Source organism: Pseudomonas sp. GP01-A4 (genome assembly GCF_058780865.1).
Window position 1 is genome coordinate 58,922 of record NZ_JBYSWF010000013.1, and the last position, 17,748, is coordinate 76,669.

At 59.4% G+C, this 17,748-nt stretch carries 16 protein-coding genes; 4 read left to right on the forward strand and 12 right to left on the reverse strand.

The annotated features are described in order from the left end of the window. The 3 genes from AC3WKX_RS10635 to glyA all read right to left on the reverse strand — a co-directional run bounded on the left by AC3WKX_RS10635 (position 1) and on the right by glyA (position 3,753). Complete coding sequence (locus AC3WKX_RS10635; RefSeq protein WP_008435597.1) at positions 1 to 1,590, reverse strand: GMC family oxidoreductase; 1,590 nt, start codon at positions 1,588 to 1,590, stop codon at positions 1 to 3. 14 nt (positions 1,591 to 1,604) lie between these two features. Then, on the reverse strand, positions 1,605 to 2,141 hold the full coding sequence (locus AC3WKX_RS10640; protein WP_023659207.1) for a sugar dehydrogenase complex small subunit: 537 nt from the start codon (positions 2,139 to 2,141) through the stop codon (positions 1,605 to 1,607). 256 nt (positions 2,142 to 2,397) lie between these two features. Continuing rightward, positions 2,398 to 3,753: a serine hydroxymethyltransferase gene (gene glyA / locus AC3WKX_RS10645; protein WP_102605014.1), complete on the reverse strand. Its 1,356-nt coding sequence runs from the start codon at positions 3,751 to 3,753 to the stop codon at positions 2,398 to 2,400. A gap of 279 nt (positions 3,754 to 4,032) precedes the next feature. On the opposite strand from glyA, the gene AC3WKX_RS10650 reads away from it, so the two are divergent. Then, positions 4,033 to 4,638 carry a helix-turn-helix transcriptional regulator gene (locus AC3WKX_RS10650; RefSeq protein ID WP_003216382.1) on the forward strand — a complete coding sequence of 202 codons (606 nt, stop codon included), beginning with the start codon at positions 4,033 to 4,035 and terminating at the stop codon, positions 4,636 to 4,638. Continuing rightward, positions 4,625 to 5,521 (forward strand): queuosine precursor transporter, encoded by an 897-nt coding sequence (locus AC3WKX_RS10655; protein ID WP_003216380.1) that lies wholly within the window; start codon positions 4,625 to 4,627, stop codon positions 5,519 to 5,521. Before AC3WKX_RS10650 ends, AC3WKX_RS10655 begins: the two co-directional genes overlap by 14 nt. Positions 5,522 to 5,633: 112 nt before the next feature. Here the strand turns inward: AC3WKX_RS10655 and queC are convergent, their stop codons facing one another. The 8 genes from queC to hmpA all read right to left on the reverse strand — a co-directional run bounded on the left by queC (position 5,634) and on the right by hmpA (position 14,003). Beyond that, positions 5,634 to 6,326, reverse strand: coding sequence for a 7-cyano-7-deazaguanine synthase QueC (gene queC, locus AC3WKX_RS10660; protein WP_003216378.1), 693 nt, complete (start codon positions 6,324 to 6,326; stop codon positions 5,634 to 5,636). Positions 6,327 to 6,428: 102 nt separating this feature from the next. Beyond that, on the reverse strand, positions 6,429 to 7,316 hold the full coding sequence (gene cyoE / locus AC3WKX_RS10665) for a heme o synthase (RefSeq protein WP_003216376.1): 888 nt from the start codon (positions 7,314 to 7,316) through the stop codon (positions 6,429 to 6,431). 11 nt (positions 7,317 to 7,327) lie between these two features. Beyond that, positions 7,328 to 7,663, reverse strand: a complete 336-nt coding sequence (gene cyoD, locus AC3WKX_RS10670) for a cytochrome o ubiquinol oxidase subunit IV (protein WP_003216374.1) — start codon at positions 7,661 to 7,663, stop codon at positions 7,328 to 7,330. Then, complete coding sequence (locus AC3WKX_RS10675) at positions 7,663 to 8,289, reverse strand: cytochrome o ubiquinol oxidase subunit III (protein WP_102605015.1); 627 nt, start codon at positions 8,287 to 8,289, stop codon at positions 7,663 to 7,665. Before AC3WKX_RS10675 ends, cyoD begins: the two co-directional genes overlap by 1 nt. A gap of 3 nt (positions 8,290 to 8,292) precedes the next feature. Next, positions 8,293 to 10,311 carry a cytochrome o ubiquinol oxidase subunit I gene (gene cyoB / locus AC3WKX_RS10680; RefSeq protein WP_003216371.1) on the reverse strand — a complete coding sequence of 673 codons (2,019 nt, stop codon included), beginning with the start codon at positions 10,309 to 10,311 and terminating at the stop codon, positions 8,293 to 8,295. 3 nt (positions 10,312 to 10,314) lie between these two features. Beyond that, positions 10,315 to 11,256 carry a ubiquinol oxidase subunit II gene (cyoA, locus tag AC3WKX_RS10685; RefSeq protein ID WP_008435619.1) on the reverse strand — a complete coding sequence of 314 codons (942 nt, stop codon included), beginning with the start codon at positions 11,254 to 11,256 and terminating at the stop codon, positions 10,315 to 10,317. Between the two features lie 798 nt (positions 11,257 to 12,054). Beyond that, positions 12,055 to 12,561, reverse strand: a complete 507-nt coding sequence (locus AC3WKX_RS10690; RefSeq protein ID WP_003216367.1) for a disulfide bond formation protein B — start codon at positions 12,559 to 12,561, stop codon at positions 12,055 to 12,057. 260 nt (positions 12,562 to 12,821) lie between these two features. Beyond that, positions 12,822 to 14,003: an NO-inducible flavohemoprotein gene (hmpA, locus tag AC3WKX_RS10695; RefSeq protein ID WP_102605016.1), complete on the reverse strand. Its 1,182-nt coding sequence runs from the start codon at positions 14,001 to 14,003 to the stop codon at positions 12,822 to 12,824. Positions 14,004 to 14,150: 147 nt separating this feature from the next. On the opposite strand from hmpA, the gene norR reads away from it, so the two are divergent. Beyond that, positions 14,151 to 15,695, forward strand: a complete 1,545-nt coding sequence (gene norR / locus AC3WKX_RS10700) for a nitric oxide reductase transcriptional regulator NorR (protein WP_008435623.1) — start codon at positions 14,151 to 14,153, stop codon at positions 15,693 to 15,695. Positions 15,696 to 15,751: 56 nt separating this feature from the next. Here norR and AC3WKX_RS10705 read toward each other — a convergent pair whose 3' ends face one another. Further along, positions 15,752 to 16,663: a DMT family transporter gene (locus tag AC3WKX_RS10705; protein ID WP_008435625.1), complete on the reverse strand. Its 912-nt coding sequence runs from the start codon at positions 16,661 to 16,663 to the stop codon at positions 15,752 to 15,754. 137 nt (positions 16,664 to 16,800) lie between these two features. On the opposite strand from AC3WKX_RS10705, the gene AC3WKX_RS10710 reads away from it, so the two are divergent. After that, on the forward strand, positions 16,801 to 17,676 hold the full coding sequence (locus tag AC3WKX_RS10710; protein ID WP_102605017.1) for a helix-turn-helix domain-containing protein: 876 nt from the start codon (positions 16,801 to 16,803) through the stop codon (positions 17,674 to 17,676). Positions 17,677 to 17,748: the final 72 nt, after the last annotated feature.

The window sequence follows — 17,748 nt, forward strand, 5'->3', positions numbered from 1 at the left end:
CTAGACCTCCCGCGCAATGATGTCGGCCATACGGATACTCAGCGCCACGCCGGCCAGGGTCGGGTTGATGGTGCCGGAGGCCGGTATCACCCCGGTGGTGGCGAGAAACAGGTTGGCGTGGTCGTGGGTGCGGCACTCGTGGTTGACCACCGAATCCTTGGGGTTGGCGCCCATGATCACGGTGCCCATCAGGTGGTCGCGGTTCTGGTAGCCGGTGTTGTCTTCCACCACCGTACCGCCCATCAGCTGCACGAAGTGCGCATAGTCTTCAGTGACGCCGGCCTTGGCCGCCTTCACGTAGTCGCCCACCTCGTAGTTGACCACCAGCATCGGAATGCCCAGGGCGTCCTTGCGGGTGCGGCTCGGGCGCACGGTGTTGGTCTGCAATGGCAGGGTTTCATACACGGTAGAGACGTCGACCCAACGCGCCGCATCGTGGCGGATGCGTTCGTCCAGCTCCTTGCCGTACACGCCCTGGGCGATCAGCCGCTTGGCCACGGCAATGTTCGGCACGTTGTTGGAGATCGAGTGTTTGACCGAGGCCCGCTCCTTGCGGAACTCGCCGTCGCGGCGGTTGAAAATCCCGCCCTGCTGCACCGCGCCACGTCCCGGCCACAACGGCTCGTCGGCGATAAATTGCAGGCCCTGGCCGGTGTGGTCCATCAGGTTGCGACCGACCTGGTCGGAGGAGTTGGCCACCTCGGAAATCAGCAGCAGCTTGGGGGTTTCCAGGCCGTGGGCGGCAACGATGAAGTACTTGGCAGTGAGCCGCACATCGGCGCCGGTGGAGCTGCGGTAATGGATGGCGACGATCTTGTCGTCCGCGCCTTTTTCCAGCTTGTAGGCGGTGGCGTCGGTGATCAGCTTGGCGCCGGCCTGTTCCGCATGGCGGGCGTGCACGTCGCCGCTGTACATCGCACCAATGGGGCAGACCGGCATGCAGTTGTTGTTGCCGCTGCACGCCGGGCGCCCGTCGTAGGGTTCAGTGGCACGGCCATTGGGCTCATGGATAAAGTGATACCCCGCCGGTGCCATGCGTTCGCGCAGGCGCTGGAACAGGTAGGTATCACCTTCCGGCGCCATCGGGTACGGGCTTGAGCGTGGCGGGAAAGCGCCGCCGCCCTGCCCGCTCTGGTCCTGGGTGTCACTGCCGCATACGCCCAGGGCAATTTCCGCACGCACGTAATAGGGTTCCAGCTCGCTGTATTCCAGCGGCCAGTCGCGACCTACGCCGTAGAGCGTCTTGAGTTTCATATCGTTGGGCAAGTAACGCCAGCACGCTGCCGCCCAGTGCCAGGTGGTACCGCCCACCAGTTTCAACATGCCGGGGCGGAACTCGAAAGAACCGGTGTTCTCGATGTATTGCTCATCGTAAGAATGATGGGCCCACGGTTCATTCGGATAGGGTGAGTTGTAATTGCCCTTGTTCGACGAATTACGGAAGTTCTCGACTATCTTCCAGCGGGGAATATGTTCACCGGCTTCCAGAATAATCACTGACTTGCCGTGCCTGGCCAATTCAAATGCTGCGTTACTGCCTAATGCGCCGGAGCCAACCACAATGACATCGGCGTCAAAATCCTGATTCATAAAAGTGCCTTGTCTTAGTCGTTGGCCAGCGTGGCCGGAGGATTGACCCAGTAATTGGTTTTTCCCCGGGAGTACGTCGGGATCACCGTGGCGTCCGCGGTCGGCGCATAGGCCAGGGCGCCGGTGAAGGTGACCAGGCGCGTGCCGTCGGTGGCGCGCAGGGACACCGGCGTGCCGGTGTAGCCCAGGTACCAGGCGGAGACGATTTTCTGCGTCGTGTCCTTGATCACCGGGTCGGCGTAGAACGGGCTGCCGGACAACTGGCCGACGTTGCGCAAGTGATGCTGGCCAACCTTGCTCCACAAGGCTTTGATCTTCTCGGGGAATGCAGGGTCGTTCCGGGTGCACTGAGCCAGGATGCGCAAGGACAAGGCGGCATCCAGGTTCGAGCGTTCGAGGAGGAACATCGACAGTTGGCGGAAGGATTCAATGTCGTCGCTGGCGGCGCTGCTGACTTCCTGCGCCAGCGCGGCACCTGCCCACAGCGGGGCAAACAGGCCAGCACCGGTCAAGGCTGCGCCTGAATACAGGAGTTTTCTTCGGGTTATCACGGGATATCTCCTCATGAGTCGAACAACTATCGGCGCACGGGCCTAGTTCGACTTCACTGCAAAAGGCTGAGTACTTCGTTCACGGAGGTTGAACGGACTTTAAGAGCCCTTTTTATAACTGCCAGGAGAACGCCAAGCTGTCGTGCAGCTTGTTAATGATGAGAATGAGCAACAACGCGACCGTCTATAACAGCCGCTTAAACACCGTACAGCAATTTATCCTGCAATAACATGAAACATCCATTTGGATGTTTGCTCAGTTGTGCAGGTAATCCGCGAGGGGATACTTCGCGCACAAGGCTTGAGCCTGCAAGCGCAGGGATTCCTGTGCATTCGGATCCAGGGTGAACTTGTGCTCGTTGAGGGGCGTGACCGCATCGAGTACCCGGCACACCAGTTCGACGACCTGCCGACATCCATCGGCGTCGAGCTGGCGTTGCGCCAGGGAGCCGGTGCCGATACACAACCCGCCAGCGACGAATGATGGTCGCGTCTCTCCCGGTGCGCGATGCTTGTCCACGATGATGCCGCACTGCTCCAGCGCCGCCTGGGCGATGGCGCCGGTGATGCCGCCACGCAAGCGAATCAGCACCGAGTGGTTTTCACTGCGCCCGCCCACCACCTCGTAGTCACAGGCCTGGAACGCGCTGGCCAGTTCGTCGGCCGTGGTGCGAATACGCGCCATCCAGGCGTCGAAATCCGCGGACATGGCGTAGCCGAACGCCGCCGCCTTTGCCGCGATCATGTTGAAGGCCGGTGCGCCCTGCATTCGTGGGAACACGGCTTGATCGAGGAGCCGGCTGAAGCTGGTCTTAAGGCCCGGCACCTTGGTTTCGGCGTCGCGACCGGAAAGGATCAGGCCGCCACGCGGGCCGCCCAGTTGTTTATGGGTGCACAGCGTAGTGACGTGGGCTGCGTCGATCGGGCTCGGATGGCGCCCGGTGGCGACCAGGCCGGCGATGGTCGAAATGTCCGCCAGCAGGATCGACCCGGCTTCGTCGGCAATCGCACGCAAGCGCGCGAAATCAATGGTGTGCGAGTAGGCCGTCGCCCCGCAGATGATCACGCGCGGGCGATGGGCCAGCGCCAGTGTGCGCACCTGGTCGTAGTCGATAACACCCTTGGAGGTAGTGCCGTACCTGAGCGCCTTGTAGTTCGCGCCGGTGAACGCGACGGGGCTGGCGTGGCTCAGATGCCCGCCGTGATCGGGGGCCATGCCGAGCACGGTGTCTCCCGGCTCCAGCAAGGCCGCCAGTACCTGATAGTTGGCAGTCGACCCCGAGTGTGATTGCACGCCTGCGTATTGCGCACTGAACAGCTCACGCGCTCGGCGCACAGCCAGGGCTTCGACCCGGTCGGCATTCTCGCAGCCGGCGTGATGACGCCAGCCGGGCGTGCCCTCGGCGGTCACGTTGACCAGCAGCGAGGCGGACGCCGCCAGGATATTCGGCCTCACTGCGCAGGACGAAGCGGCCAGCGACAGCGTCTGGTGTTGGCGCGTGACTTCCGCATCCAGCAACGCTGCCAGCTCCGCGTCTTCTGCCCGTAGATCCGCCAGCCCTCGTTGCAGCAGGTCGGCCTGGTGGGTAAGTGGTTGCGTGTCGACTGCCATTGTCCTGTGTTCCTTCCCTGAAAATCCCGTGCGCCTTTCCGTTGGGCGCAGGGCAATTAAGCAGAAAAATGAACATTTTCCAAATTAAATGATTCTTTTTGGCCGCACACAGGGGGACAAGACGCGGTTTTTCCTGGCTGAATGCTGGCCAATCGCCAAAAAACTGATCACGGTCTTTATTCTTGTGGCAGGCGCATGCAACACTTCGCGCCGCGGCGAAGCACGCACCCCCAGCGCAACATGGACGCTCTGTGTAGAACATAAGGAAGTGGTGGGCATTTGATTCACAGAAAAGAACGCACCGAGTATTTGAAGAGCAATATCAAATACCTGATCAAAAGCCGCGGAGAGACGCAGCTGTCGTTGTGCAACGCGGCCGGCCTGACCAGAACCACGATCTACAACATTCTGGAAGGCAAGGTCGTTAACGTACAGCAGTCCACCATCCGCAAGATCTCGGATTTCTTCGGCGTTTCCTATGAAGAAATCGAGACCCTCGACTTCGAAGAAAAAGAGATCATCGACAGCAGTATTTCCCCCCAGGGCAACATGAACCCTGCTGCCGTGCCGATCATCAAGCAAAGCCAGGTCATGGCGAGCATGGACAAGCGCATTGGCGAACTCGCCACGCTGTACCCGCTGACCTACTACTTCGGCACTTCCTACAACTTGATAGCCGTGCTGCTGGAACATGCGATTGCCGGCGTCAACGAGCCGGGCGATTTGTTGATCGTGCAGAAAGGGACGTCGAGCGACGACAAGGAAAAGTTGGTGTACGACAGGCTCAGCAAAAAACTATTTATCACGGATCAAGCGTGTGTCAGCTCGGATCGTATCTGTGTGGTGGGAGATATCATCGAGGAGCGCTTCAATGACAACGTATGAGCACGAAGTCGAGAACAGCAAATACAAGTTGCTGGGGTTCGAGAATGACAAGAGCCTGGCGGTGATCATGGTGATCGCCACGGGCAAGATCATTCGGATAAAGCTGAGCGAAGTGCTGAACAGCGAAATCATGGACAATTTAAACAAAATGGAAGTGAAGAACATGTACAAGAAGTTCTACTCACAGGGCGGAGCGCTGACCGCGTACGACCTCAACGACCGCAACGAGAACTCATGGATGATTTACATCATCCTGAACCTGCTGCTCTTTACGTTCTATATCTTCACCAGCATCGCCGCGACCAAACCTATTTACCTGGAGTCGCTGGGCATTATCGTCACGCCCGGCACGTTCCTTTACCCGCTGACGTTTCTGATCGTGGACTTGCTCAACGAACAGTTCGGCCTGCGGCTGGCGAGACGGGCCATCCTGTTTGCGTTTGCCAGTAACGCGATGATCATCATCCTGCTCTACGGCTCGACCTTCCTCCCCGGTTTGCCAGGCTGGAAGCTCGACGGGCCTTACAACGACGTGATCATCCAGGTGTCGTCGGTGCTCATCGCCTCTTCGGTTTCGTTCCTGGTGTCGGAGAACATCAACTCGTACCTGCTGTGCAAGATCAAGGAGCTGACCAATTCCAGGTACCTGTTCCTGCGGATTTTCCTGAGTACGTTCTTCGCGGTGATCATCGACAGTTTCCTGTTCTGCTTCATCGCGTTCTACGGCGCCATGCAGACCAGCGACATCCTGAACATGATCTACGTGCAGATCGCGATCAAGGTTTGCTTTGCCTTCTTCAACATCCTGCCGGCCTATGGCGCCCGCTCGCTGTTCAAGCGCTACATCACGGGCGATACCCAGGCCCAACCACACGCCAGCTGATGATCGTTCCCACGCTCTGCGTGGGAATGCCGCCTTGGACGCTCCGCGTCCGCCTTTGTGACGCGGAGCGTCACGGGATGCGTTCCCACGCGGAGCGTGGGAACGATCGACATCACGCCAGTTTGCTTTTCAGGCTCTGCATGACGGCTGCCTTGTTTTCGAGGTAGTCGTTCAGGCCACGTGCGCGAAGGTTGCACGCGTCGCAGTTGCCACAACCCGTGCCGATAATGCCGTTGTAGCAGGTCAGGGTCTGGTTGCGGATCAGGTCCAGCTGCTGGTGATCGTCCGCCAGGGCCCAGGTCTCGGCCTTGTTCAGCCACATCAACGGCGTTTCCAGGCGTACGTCGTATTCCATGCCCAGTTGCAGCGCTTTGTTCAGCGCCTTGACGAACTCGTCCCGGCAATCGGGGTAGCCGGAGAAGTCGGTTTCACACACCCCGGTGATCACCGTTTCCGCCTTGACCTGGTAGGCGTAGATCGCCGCGAGGGTCAGAAACAGAATGTTCCTGCCTGGCACAAAGGTGCTCGGCAAACTCTCGCCCGAGCTGTTCACCGTGGGTACCGGAATGTTGTCGCGGGTCAGGCTGCTGATGGCCAGCTCGTTCAACAGCGACACGTCCATCACTTTGTGGACGGTGGCGCCCAGCTGTTTGGCGAGTTTCTGTGCGACTTCGATTTCCGCCACATGGCGCTGGCCATAATCGAAGGTAATGCAGTGCACCTCGTCATACAGCGCCAGTGCCTGGATCAGGCAGGTGGTCGAATCCTGCCCACCACTGAATACGATAACGGCTTTTTTACTCATCACGCTGCTTCCTGCATTTGTAAGATTTGGCATAGTTTAAAGGCCCCTCAATAAAAAACCCCGCGCTTCTTTCGAAGGCGGGGTTTTTTACTGCTCGATCACTCAGTGAGCGTACGTCAGCAGCAACTCTTTCGGCACCTGGAAATCCAGGGACATCATCACGCTCAAGGCGGTGATGGTGAAGATCGAGAAGACGAACAGCTTGCGTGCCCAGACGGTGTCATCCACCGCCTTGTAGCCGGTCCAGGCCATGTACAACCAGTACATGCCCATGGCGGCGGCAACGGCGAGGTAGCTCATGCCGGCGTAGCCACTGAAGGTCAACATCAAGGTCGCCACGAGGAAGGCCAGGATGTAGAGCAGGATGTGTTTCTTGGCGACCTTGATGCCACGCTTGACCGGAAGAACCGGAATCGAGGCAGCCAGGTAGTCGTTGAAGCGGAAGATCGCGATGGCATAGGAGTGCGGCATCTGCCACAGGCTGAACATCACCAGTAGCACCAACGCGGCCATGTCGAAGCTATTGGTCACAGCCACATAACCAATCACCGGCGGCATCGCCCCCGACAGACTGCCCACCAGCGTGCCGTGAACCGACTTGCGCTTGAGGTACAGGCTGTAGAAGCCGACGTAGATGACGAAGCCGATCACGGCAAACAGCGCCGCCAGCGGGTTGGCCACCTTGTACAGCAACACCACGCCGGCGATACCCAGGATGGTCGCGAAGATCAGTGCCAGTTTCAGGGAGATAAGGCCCTGGACCAGCACACGATTCTTGGTGCGTTCCATCTTGATGTCGATATCGCGGTCGATGCAGTTGTTGAATACACAACCGGAAGCTACCACCAGGGACGTGCCGATCATCGCAGCCAGGAAAATGGCCAGATCGACATGCCCCTTGGAGGCCAGGAAGAAACCGCCTGCCACAGAAAGCACGTTACCGAAAATGATCCCCGGTTTGGTGATTTGGATAAAGTGCTTAAGCGACATCGGGTCTTACCTCACTTCGCCATCATGAACGTATGGATGCTGAACATGATCCATACCGACAGGCCAACCAGCAGGAGGATCACCAAACCTGCGAACACGAACGCAATCACGTTATCGCGCTGAGCCTTCGAGCGGTCCAGGTGCAGGAAGTACACCAGGTGAACCAGGACCTGGATCACCGCGAACGCCAGGACGATCATCAAGGTGATCGACTTCGGCAAGGTTGGGTACATCACCAGGCCGAACGGGATCAGCGTCAGGATGACCGACAGGATGAAGCCAATGGCGTACGACTTGACGCTGCCGTGGCTGTCATCATGGCTGTCATGGGAATGTGCATTAGCCATTACAGAGTCCCCATCAGGTAGACAACGGTGAAGACGCAGATCCAGACCACGTCCAGGAAGTGCCAGAACAGGCTCAGGCAGCTCAGGCGAGTCTTGTTGGTGTTGGTCAGGCCATGTTTGTTGACCTGATACATCATGGTCGCCATCCAGATCAGACCGGCAGTCACGTGCAGACCGTGGGTGCCTACCAGCGTGAAGAACGCCGACAGGAAGCCGCTACGGTGCGGGCCGTAACCTTCGGAGATCAGCAGGTGGAACTCGTTGACCTCCATGCCGATGAAGCCCAGGCCGAACAGGAAGGTCAGTGCCAACCAGCCCAGGACGCCTTTCTTGCTGCCCTTGTAGAAGGCCAGCATGGCGAAGCCGTAGGTGATCGAGCTGAACAACAGCAAGGCGGTTTCGCCGAGCACGTAAGGCAGTTCGAAGATGTCGTGGCCCGACGGGCCACCCGCTACGTTGTTTACCAGTACCGCGTACACCGCGAAGATCGACGCAAACAAGATGCAGTCGGTCATCAGGTAGAGCCAGAAACCGAATACGGTCATTGGCCCCGAGTCGTGGTGATGGTCATCGTGCCCATGGTCATCGACATGGGCGTGTCCAGCATTGGTCACTAAGTTCGACATGGTTTAAGCCTGTTCCAACGAGGTTTCAACACGGTTGGCCGGGATCTTCTTCTCGGCAACCAGGCGAGCGTGTTGCTCGGCTTCGATGCGTTCGATCACGTCGACCGGCACCATGTAGCCTTGGTCATCACGGGCAGCGTGAACGATGAAGTAGCCGATGGTGCCCACCAGGCTCACGATGGCCAGCCACCAGATGTGCCAGATCATCGCGAAACCGAACACGGTCAACAGCGCGCCCATCACAACGCCGGTAGCGGTGTTGTTAGGCATGTGGATCGGTTCGTAACGCGCAGGCTTCTGGTACGCAGTACCGTCTTCCTTGGCTTCGGTGAACGGATCGATGCTGTCAGCCTTCGGCAGTACGGCAAAGTTGTAGAACGGCGGTGGCGACGAAGTCGACCATTCCAGGGTGTGTGCATTCCATGGGTCGCCGGATTCGCACATGTTCTGCTTGCGATCACGCACGCTGACATACAGCTGGATCAGCTGGCAGGCGATACCCACAGCGATCATCAGTGCACCCACCATGGCAACGTACAGGTACGGTACCCACTCAGGGTTGGTCGTGGCGTTCAGACGACGGGTCATGCCCATGAAGCCCAGAGCGTAGAGCGGCATGAACGCGACGAAGAAGCCCGAAATCCAGAACCAGAATGCAGCCTTGCCCCAGCCTTCGTGCAGCTTGAAGCCGAACGCTTTCGGGAAGTAGAAGCTGAAACCTGCGATGTAGCCGAATACTGCGCCGCCGATGATCACGTTATGGAAGTGAGCAATTACGAACAGGCTGTTGTGCAGTACGAAGTCAGCACCCGGGATGGCCAGCAGTACGCCGGTCATGCCGCCGATCGCGAAGGTCACCATGAAGCCCAGGGTCCACAGAACCTGGCTGGTGATACGCAGACGACCGTGATAGATGGTGAATAGCCAGTTAAATAGCTTCACCCCCGTCGGGATGGAAATCAGCATCGTCGCCAGTCCGAAGAACGCGTTGACGCTGGCCCCCGAACCCATGGTGAAGAAGTGGTGCAGCCAAACCATGAAGCCCAGTACCGAGATCGCGCCCGAGGCGTAGATCATCGAGTGGTGACCGAACAGGCGCTTGCCCGAGAAGGTCGAGATCACTTCGGAGAAGATACCGAACGCTGGCAGGATCAGGATGTACACCTCAGGGTGACCCCATGCCCAGAACAGGTTCACGTACATCATTGGATTGCCACCAAGTTCATTGGTGAAAATGTGGAAATCCAGGTAACGGTCAAGCGACAGCAACGCCATGGTTGCAGCCAGGATCGGGAACGATGCAACGATCAGTACGTTGGCCCAGGTGCAGGTCCAAGTGAAGATCGGCATGTCCATCAGCTTCATGCCCGGGGCGCGCATTTTCAAGACGGTGGCCAGGAAGTTGACCCCCGTCAGTGTCGTCCCGAGTCCTGATAACTGTAGCGCCCAGATGTAGTAATCCACACCCACGCCCGGACTGTAGGCCAGGCCCGACAATGGCGGATACGCAACCCAACCGGTCTTGGCGAATTCGCCGACGCCCAGGGACAGGTTGATCAGCACTACGCCGGATACCAGCAGCCAGAAGCTCAGGGAGTTCAGGAACGGGAACGCAACGTCACGCGCACCGATCTGCAGCGGCAAGGCAAGGTTCATCAGGCCGGTGAAGAAAGGCATCGCCATGAAGATGATCATGATCACACCGTGGGCGGTGAAGATCTGGTCATAGTGTTCAGGAGGCAGGTAGCCAGGCGAACCCTCGGTGGCCATGGCCAACTGGGTACGCATCATGATGGCGTCGGCAAAACCACGCAGCAGCATGACCATGGCAACGATGACGTACATGACGCCGATTTTCTTGTGGTCGACCGAAGTCAGCCACTCGGTCCACAGGTAGGTCCACTTCTTGAAGTAAGTGATACCTGCAAACAGTGCCAGACCACCCAGCGCGATCATGGCGATGGTCACCATCACGATCGGCTCGTGGAACGGGACCGCATCCCAACTTAATTTACCAAACATCGTTTACTCCTCTGCCCCAGCAGTTGAATGCGAGCCCGTGTCAGAACCTTCAACCGCGGCCACTTCTTTCTTCTCGTGCTCGATCGGCTTGCCTGGCTTCATACCTTCGTACTTGTCGACGATTTTCTGAAACAGGTCCGGCTCGTACGTGGAGTACAGGGCGACTGGGTTGTTCTGGCTTGGTTTGGCAAGGGCGTCGTATTCAGCTTGATCAAGCTGTTTAGGTGCGGCCTTGACTTCGGCTACCCAGGCGTTGAAATCTTCCTGGCTCGTCGAGATCGCTTTGAATTTCATGCCGGTGAAGCCAGCACCGCTGTAGTTGGCGGAGATGCCTTCCATTTCAGCTTTCTCGTTCGCGATCAGGTGCAGACGGGTCTGCATGCCTGCCATCGCGTAGATCTGGCCACCCAGTGCAGGGATGAAGAACGAGTTCATCACGGCGTCGGAGGTGATCCGGAAATTAAGCGGGGTGTTCTCCGGGAACCGGATCTGGTTCACAGTGGCGATACCCAGGTCCGGGTAGATGAACAGCCACTTCCAGTCCAGCGCGACCACTTCGATGTTGATCGGCTTGACGTCGGAGTCCAGCGGACGGTACGGGTCCAGCTCATGGGTCGACTTATAGGTGATGTAACCCAGGGCGATGATGATGAGGATCGGCACCAGCCACACCGCGATTTCAATCTTGGTGGAGTGCGACCACTTCGGCGCGTAGGTAGCGCTGGTGTTCGACGCGCGGTATTTCCAGGCGAACGCGAACGTCATGATGATCACGGGCACCACGACCAACAGCATCAGCAGGGTGGCGGTGATGATCAGGTTGCGTTGATCCAGACCGACCTGACCTTTAGGGTCGAGCAAGGTCCACTTGCAGCCTCCCAGCATTAACATCATGCCAAGCAGCGGCAAAAAGCCTAGTAATCGGGGGTACCTGTTTTTACTCATCTCACGACCTCTAAAGCAGCTTGCGCAATGCAGTTGGGTTTTGATCGCCAACACTTCACCCTGCCAAGGGTTGGCATTTCTCTTCGATTGAATAAGGGCCTGCCCGTCGCACCTTGCGCGAATCGACACGTCCCGGGCTAGCGGTGAGTTCTTATTCGAATTCGTTGGTCAAAGGCCTTGTTACAGACCAATTCCATTTGGTGCGGATAGTTGAAAGGCTGCCGGCACCTGGGGTCGCATGAAACGTTACATCCGCTTCTCGACCGCCCTAGTTTGCTCAGGGGTGAGCAGCACCGGACATTCAGTGCGGGCGATTGTAGTTAGCTAGCGATGTATAAACCATGTCTTATCCAGAAATAATTTTTATCGTTTCCAGCAATAATCCTTCACCATTATTGCAAAGGTCCGCGATCGTATCGCGTTTGATTCTCGACAAAAACCACAAAAAATGCCGTGTTATTGGGCAATCTGCCACATCCCTTACAGCCTGTAAGGGCATCGAAAACGGATCCAAGTCCCCTAAAAACAAGGCATTCGGACATCGGGCAATGTCGCCGACCGCACGCCACTCGCGGCGTCGGCCAGACGACGAACTGACAGCCATAAAACGCCGCTTCATGCAAATTTATGGCGCGTTTACGAGCGTCAGAAACGTCCTGCGACAGCTTCCGTGTGACAACATGTCGCACGCTGCGCACACCCAAACTTGCCCCGCGTCACGGCCTCTTCACAAATGCCTACAAACAAAAACGCCCCAGCCTTCTTTAGAGGAAGGCCGGGGCGTTGAGTTGTAACCGCTTAGGCGTTGCCCTGGCGATTACGGTAAATGCCCAGTGGCACCAGGATCACCGTCAGCACAAAGGCCACCAGCGCCCACTGGGCCAGGGACAGGCCGAGCACGGGCGGGTACGGCGTCTCACAGAAGCCGTCGACCTGGAACCCCAGGGGAAACACCGAGGCCAGCGGCAAGCCATCGACAATCGGTTGCAGCACGTCGATGCCGCAGCTGACCTTCGGAAAGAACTGGATGTACACGTGATAGCCGGCAGCGGCGACGCCCCCCAGGGCGCTGAGGGTCACCAGTGCTTCAAACACCGTGACACTGCGGGTGGTGCGCATGGCGGCACCGATGAAGGCGAAGATCGCGATCAGCAGCAAGGCATAACGTTGCAGGATGCACAGCGGGCAAGGGGCCTCGCCCAGCACCACCTGCATGTACAGCGCCCCGCCGATCAGCGCCAGGCAGATGATGCCCAGCAGTACCAGAAAGCGTCGCTCCCTGCCCAAACGCAATTCGTCGATCATCCCCGTTTCCCTTTAGCCAATGATGGTTGTGCCAATGGCCGCAAGTTTACACGCGGACGGTGAAAGTTGAGCAGTTGGCGTGTGGAGGTTTAAACAGGAGGCATTAACAGGAGATTAATCAGGGAAAATGGAGATCAAAATGTGGGAGCGGGCTTGCTCGCGAAAGCGGAGTGTCAGTCACTGAATGTGTGCCTGATACACCGCCTTCGCGAGCAAGTCGAATCGTCGCACCGCCGCTCCCACATTTTTGACCGAGTAAGTTATTCCAGAGCCGACGCCGGCCCAAAGAACTCATACCGGCTCTGCGCTTCCGGCACACCCAGGGCCTTCAAGTGACGCTTGATCGCCGCCATGAAGCCTTTAGGCCCCAGGAAGTACGCATCCACATCGCGCTCCTGCGGCAGCCACGCCGCCAGTTGCTCCTGGCTCAGCATCCCGACCTTGTCCGCCGCCGGGCTCACGCCATCATCCTCGGCGTAGCAATAGAAGCGCTTGAGCTGCGGATGCTGCGCCGCCAGGCCGTCCACCCATTCGCGGAACGCATGCACGCCGCCATTACGCGCGCAGTGGATAAAGTGAACCGGACGCTCGGTGGCCAGCGCCGCTTCGAGCATCGGCAATGTTGGCGTGATGCCCACGCCGCCGCTGATCAGCACCAATGGCTTGTCGCTGGCCGCCAGTGTGAACTCCCCCGAAGGCGGGAACAGATCGATGGTCGCACCCACATGGAACTGGTCATGCAGGTAGTTCGACACCCGCCCACCGGCTTCGCGCTTGACGCTGATGCGGTACTGGCCCGAATCGCCACGCGCCGACAGGGAATAGTTGCGGCGCACTTCCTCGCCCTCCAGCACCAGCTTCATGCCGATGTACTGCCCAGGCTCGGCGGCCAGGATCGGGCCGTTATCCACAGGCGCGAAGTAAAACGAGATAATTTCCGCGCTCTCCTCCACACGCTTGACCAAGGTGAACGGCCGCGCGCCACGCCAGCCGCCCGGTGCTTGTTCCTTCTCTTTATAGATAGCCGCCTCGGCACCGATCAGGATGTCGGCCAATTGGCCATAGGCGGCGCCCCAGGCACTCATCACTTCAGGGGTGGCGATTTCGCTGCCCAGCACTTCGGAAATCGCTCGCAGCAGGCAGGTACCGACAATTGGGTAATGCTCCGGCAGGATCTGCAAGGCCACGTGCTTGTTGATGATCTTCGCCACCAGGTCGCCCAACTGGTCCAACTGGTCGATGTGGCGGGCGTACATCAGCACGCCGTTGGCCAAGGCCCGGGGCTGGTCGCCGCTGGTCTGGTGGGCCTGGTTGAACAGCGGGCGTACTTCTGGGTATTCGGACAGCATCATCCGGTAGAAATGGGTGATCAGGGCTTCGCCGCCACTTTCCAGCAGGGGCACGGTGGATTTGACGATGGCACCGTCTTGGGCACTAAGCATGGCAGACTCCTGAGTCTTCTTACTGAATACCCTTTACTACTCAGTATTCATGCCAACTAATAAATCCTTATAAATCAAATACTTAATATTAATGTAGTCAGTATGACTTCCTACGCTATATAGTCACTATGACTACAAGGAGTCATTATGACTGCGAAGCCGCTGCTCACCACCCTGCTGCCCCTGGTCGCCGACCTGTCCCGCGAGTTGCCCGAAGGCGAGCGTTACCGGCGTCTGCTCCAGGCCATGCGCGCCCTGCTGCCCTGCGACGCGGCCGCCCTGCTGCGCCTCGACGGCGAATGGCTGGTGCCGCTGGCGGTGGATGGCTTGAGTACCGACACCCTCGGCCGGCGCTTCAAGGTCAGCGAACATCCGCGTTTCGCCGTGCTGCTCAGCAGCCCCGGCCCTACCCGCTTTGACAGCGACAGCGAACTGCCCGACCCCTATGACGGCCTGGTGGATGGCCTGCACGGCCACTTGGAGGTTCACGACTGCATGGGCTGCCCACTGTTTGTCGACGACCAGCCCTGGGGCCTGCTGACCCTCGACGCCCTGGATACCGAGCGCTTCGAACGGGTGGAACTGGACGCCCTGCAAGCCTTTGCCAGCCTCGCCGCCGCCACCGTCAATGTCGCTGAACGCATTGAACGCCTGGCCCTGCGTGCCGAAGACGAACACCAGCGCGCCGAAATCTACCGCCAGGCCAGCGGCCAGCAGCACAAGGAAATGATCGGCCAGAGCAAGAGCCACAAACGCCTGGTGGAAGAAATCAACCTGGTGGGTGGCAGTGACCTGACGGTATTGATCACCGGCGAGACTGGCGTGGGCAAGGAGCTGGTGGCCCAGGCGATCCATGCTGCATCAAACCGCGCCGAGAAACCGCTGATCAGCCTCAACTGCGCCGCCCTGCCGGAAACCCTGGTGGAAAGCGAACTGTTCGGCCACGTGCGCGGGGCGTTTACCGGCGCGCTCAACGAACGCCGGGGCAAGTTCGAGCTGGCGAATGGCGGCACGCTGTTTCTTGATGAAGTGGGCGAGTTGTCCCTCACCGTGCAGGCCAAGCTGCTGCGGGTGCTGCAAAGTGGCCAGTTGCAGCGCCTGGGGTCTGACAAGGAGCACCAGGTGGATGTGCGCCTGATCGCTGCCACTAACCGGGATCTGGCCGAAGAAGTACGCAGCGGCCGCTATCGTGCCGACTTTTATCACCGTTTGAGTGTGTACCCGTTGCAAGTCCCGGCGCTGCGTGAGCGCGGTCGCGATGTGCTGTTGCTGGCGGGCTTTTTCCTTGAACAGAACCGCTCACGCATGGGACTGGGCAGCCTGCGCCTGACCAGCGATGCCCAGGCGGCACTGCTGGCTTATACCTGGCCGGGGAATGTGCGCGAACTGGAACACTTGATCGGCCGCAGCGCCTTGAAAGCCCTGGGTAACTGCCGGGAGCGCCCGAAGATTCTCAGCCTCAGCGCGGCGGATCTGGACTTGCCGAACGCCACCGCGCCACCGCTCGAAGCGCAGCCCGACCCCGTGCCGGACGTCACCGGCGACCTGCGCCTGGCCACCGAGAACTACCAGCGCCAGGTCATCAGCGCCTGCCTGGAACGCCACCAGCACAACTGGGCCAGTGCCGCCCGTGAGCTGGGCCTGGACCGGGCCAACCTGGGACGAATGGCCAAGCGCCTGGGCCTGAAGTAATGAACGGTGATTCTCGGGTAAAGGAGATCAAATGTGGGAGCTGTCGAGCCCCCACACTAAACCTGCTTCGCCTTGTAGATTGGATTGATCGGCGCGCCAGCCTTGGGCTTGCGAAACACCAACACATTCCCCAGCATCACCAGCACCAACCCCGCCAACGCCGGCGCCGTCCACTGATAGCCCTCGGCAAACGCCGAGACGTTCAACGCCACCACCGGGAACAGCACGGTGCAATACGCCGCCCGCTCCGGCCCCATGCGCCCGACCAGGGTCAGGTAGGCGGTAAAGCCAATCACCGAACCCGGGATCACCAGGTACAGCAGCGAACCGATGTACCGGCTGTTCCATTCCATGTCGAACGGAATGCCCTGCACCGCGCAGTACATCGCCAGCATCGACGCACCATAGGCCATGCCCCAGGCATTGGTGGTCAGTGGCTTGAGGCCGGCCTTCTGCTGCAGGCTCGACAGCATATTGCCCGCCGAGAAACACATCGTACCGAGCAGCGCCAAACCCAGGCCGAGCAAGGTTTGCGGGCTGGCGGTGTGCCCTACCAGTTCCGGCCAGAACAACAGCCCGAGGCCGAGCAAGCCAAGGCCGCCGCCCATCAACACATTGCGTGCGACCTTCTGCCCGAAGAACACCCGGGCGTTCAGCGCGTTCCACAAGGTGGCCGTCGAGAACACCACCGCCACCAGGCCGCTGGGAATCCACTGGCTGGCGGTCAGGAAGCACATGAAGTTGACGCAAAACAGGCACAGGCCCTGGGCCAGGCAGATCAGATGCCCGCGCCGGTTCATCACCTGCAGCTTGCGGCTGAGCAGCAGCATCACGAACAGCACCAGCGCCGCGAGGCCAAAGCGATAGACGATGGACACCGGAATCGCCACCACGCCCAGTTGCCACTTGAGGGCAATCCAGGTGGTGCCCCAGATCAATACGGTGAGTAAATACAGGAAAAGGTTCATGGCGGGCTCCGAGGGTTGAGCCACAGTTTCGCCCCTGGCGGCACCAGGTCTCTTGCACATTCTTGCGCTTTTGTCGGCTGCCGGGATCACAGCCGCCGCCGCGGGGAGTAGGATGCAAGCCGTCAGAGAGTACGAATATGCCGCCACTGGAAACCCTGCAAGTCTTTCAATCCCTCAACCGCTCGCCCAACGCTCGCCTCGAGCTGTGCGCCGAGCTCGGTGACGGCTTGTCTGCAGCCTTGTGGAGCAACCATCACGACGCCCAGGATTACGAAGCCCCCGACCACCACACCTTGTCCTGCTACATCGGCGGTGGCACCGGCACCTTTCGCCGCGACCAGCCCGGCACCAAGGGCGGCCCGGACAAGCTGTGCATCTTGCCGGCCGAGCATCAGTCGGCCTGGGTGATCAACGGCGAAATCCGCCTGGCCCACGTGTATTTCAGCCCCGAGCAATTCGCCCTGGGCTGCGTCACCTTGCTGGACCGCGAACCCCGCGAGTTGCAACTGCGCGAGAGCACCTTCCTCGACGATGCGCGGCAGGCCCGGCGTTTTCACCAGTTGATCAGCCTGAACTGGAAAGAGCCCGGCGAACGCCTGCTGACCAGCAGCCTGGCCCATGAAATGCTCAGCCATACCTTGCTCAGCCAGGTGGGGATGCGCGAGGGTTTGCGTTTGAAAGGCGGGCTGCCCGCCCACCAGCGCCGGCAACTGGTGGAGCACATCGACCAGCAACTGGCGGAGCCGATCAGCCTGGGGCAGTTGGCAGGCTTGTGTGCGTTGTCGGAGTACCACTTTGCGCGGATGTTTCGCGAGAGTTTTGGACTGCCGCCCCATCAATATCTGCTGGCGCGGCGCCTGGCCCGCGCCCGGGAGTTGTTGCGGGGTGGGTCGTTGCCGCTGGGCGAGATTGCCCTGGCGTGCGGATTTTCCAGCGCTAGCCACTTTACCAACCGGTTCCGCCAGGCGATGGGCGCCACCCCTGGTGAATACCGGCAGGCGTTCCTGCCTTGAAATGCAATCTGCCTGACGGCACAGGTCCAATGTGGGAGCGGGCTTGCTCGCGAAAGCGCTGGATCAGTCAGA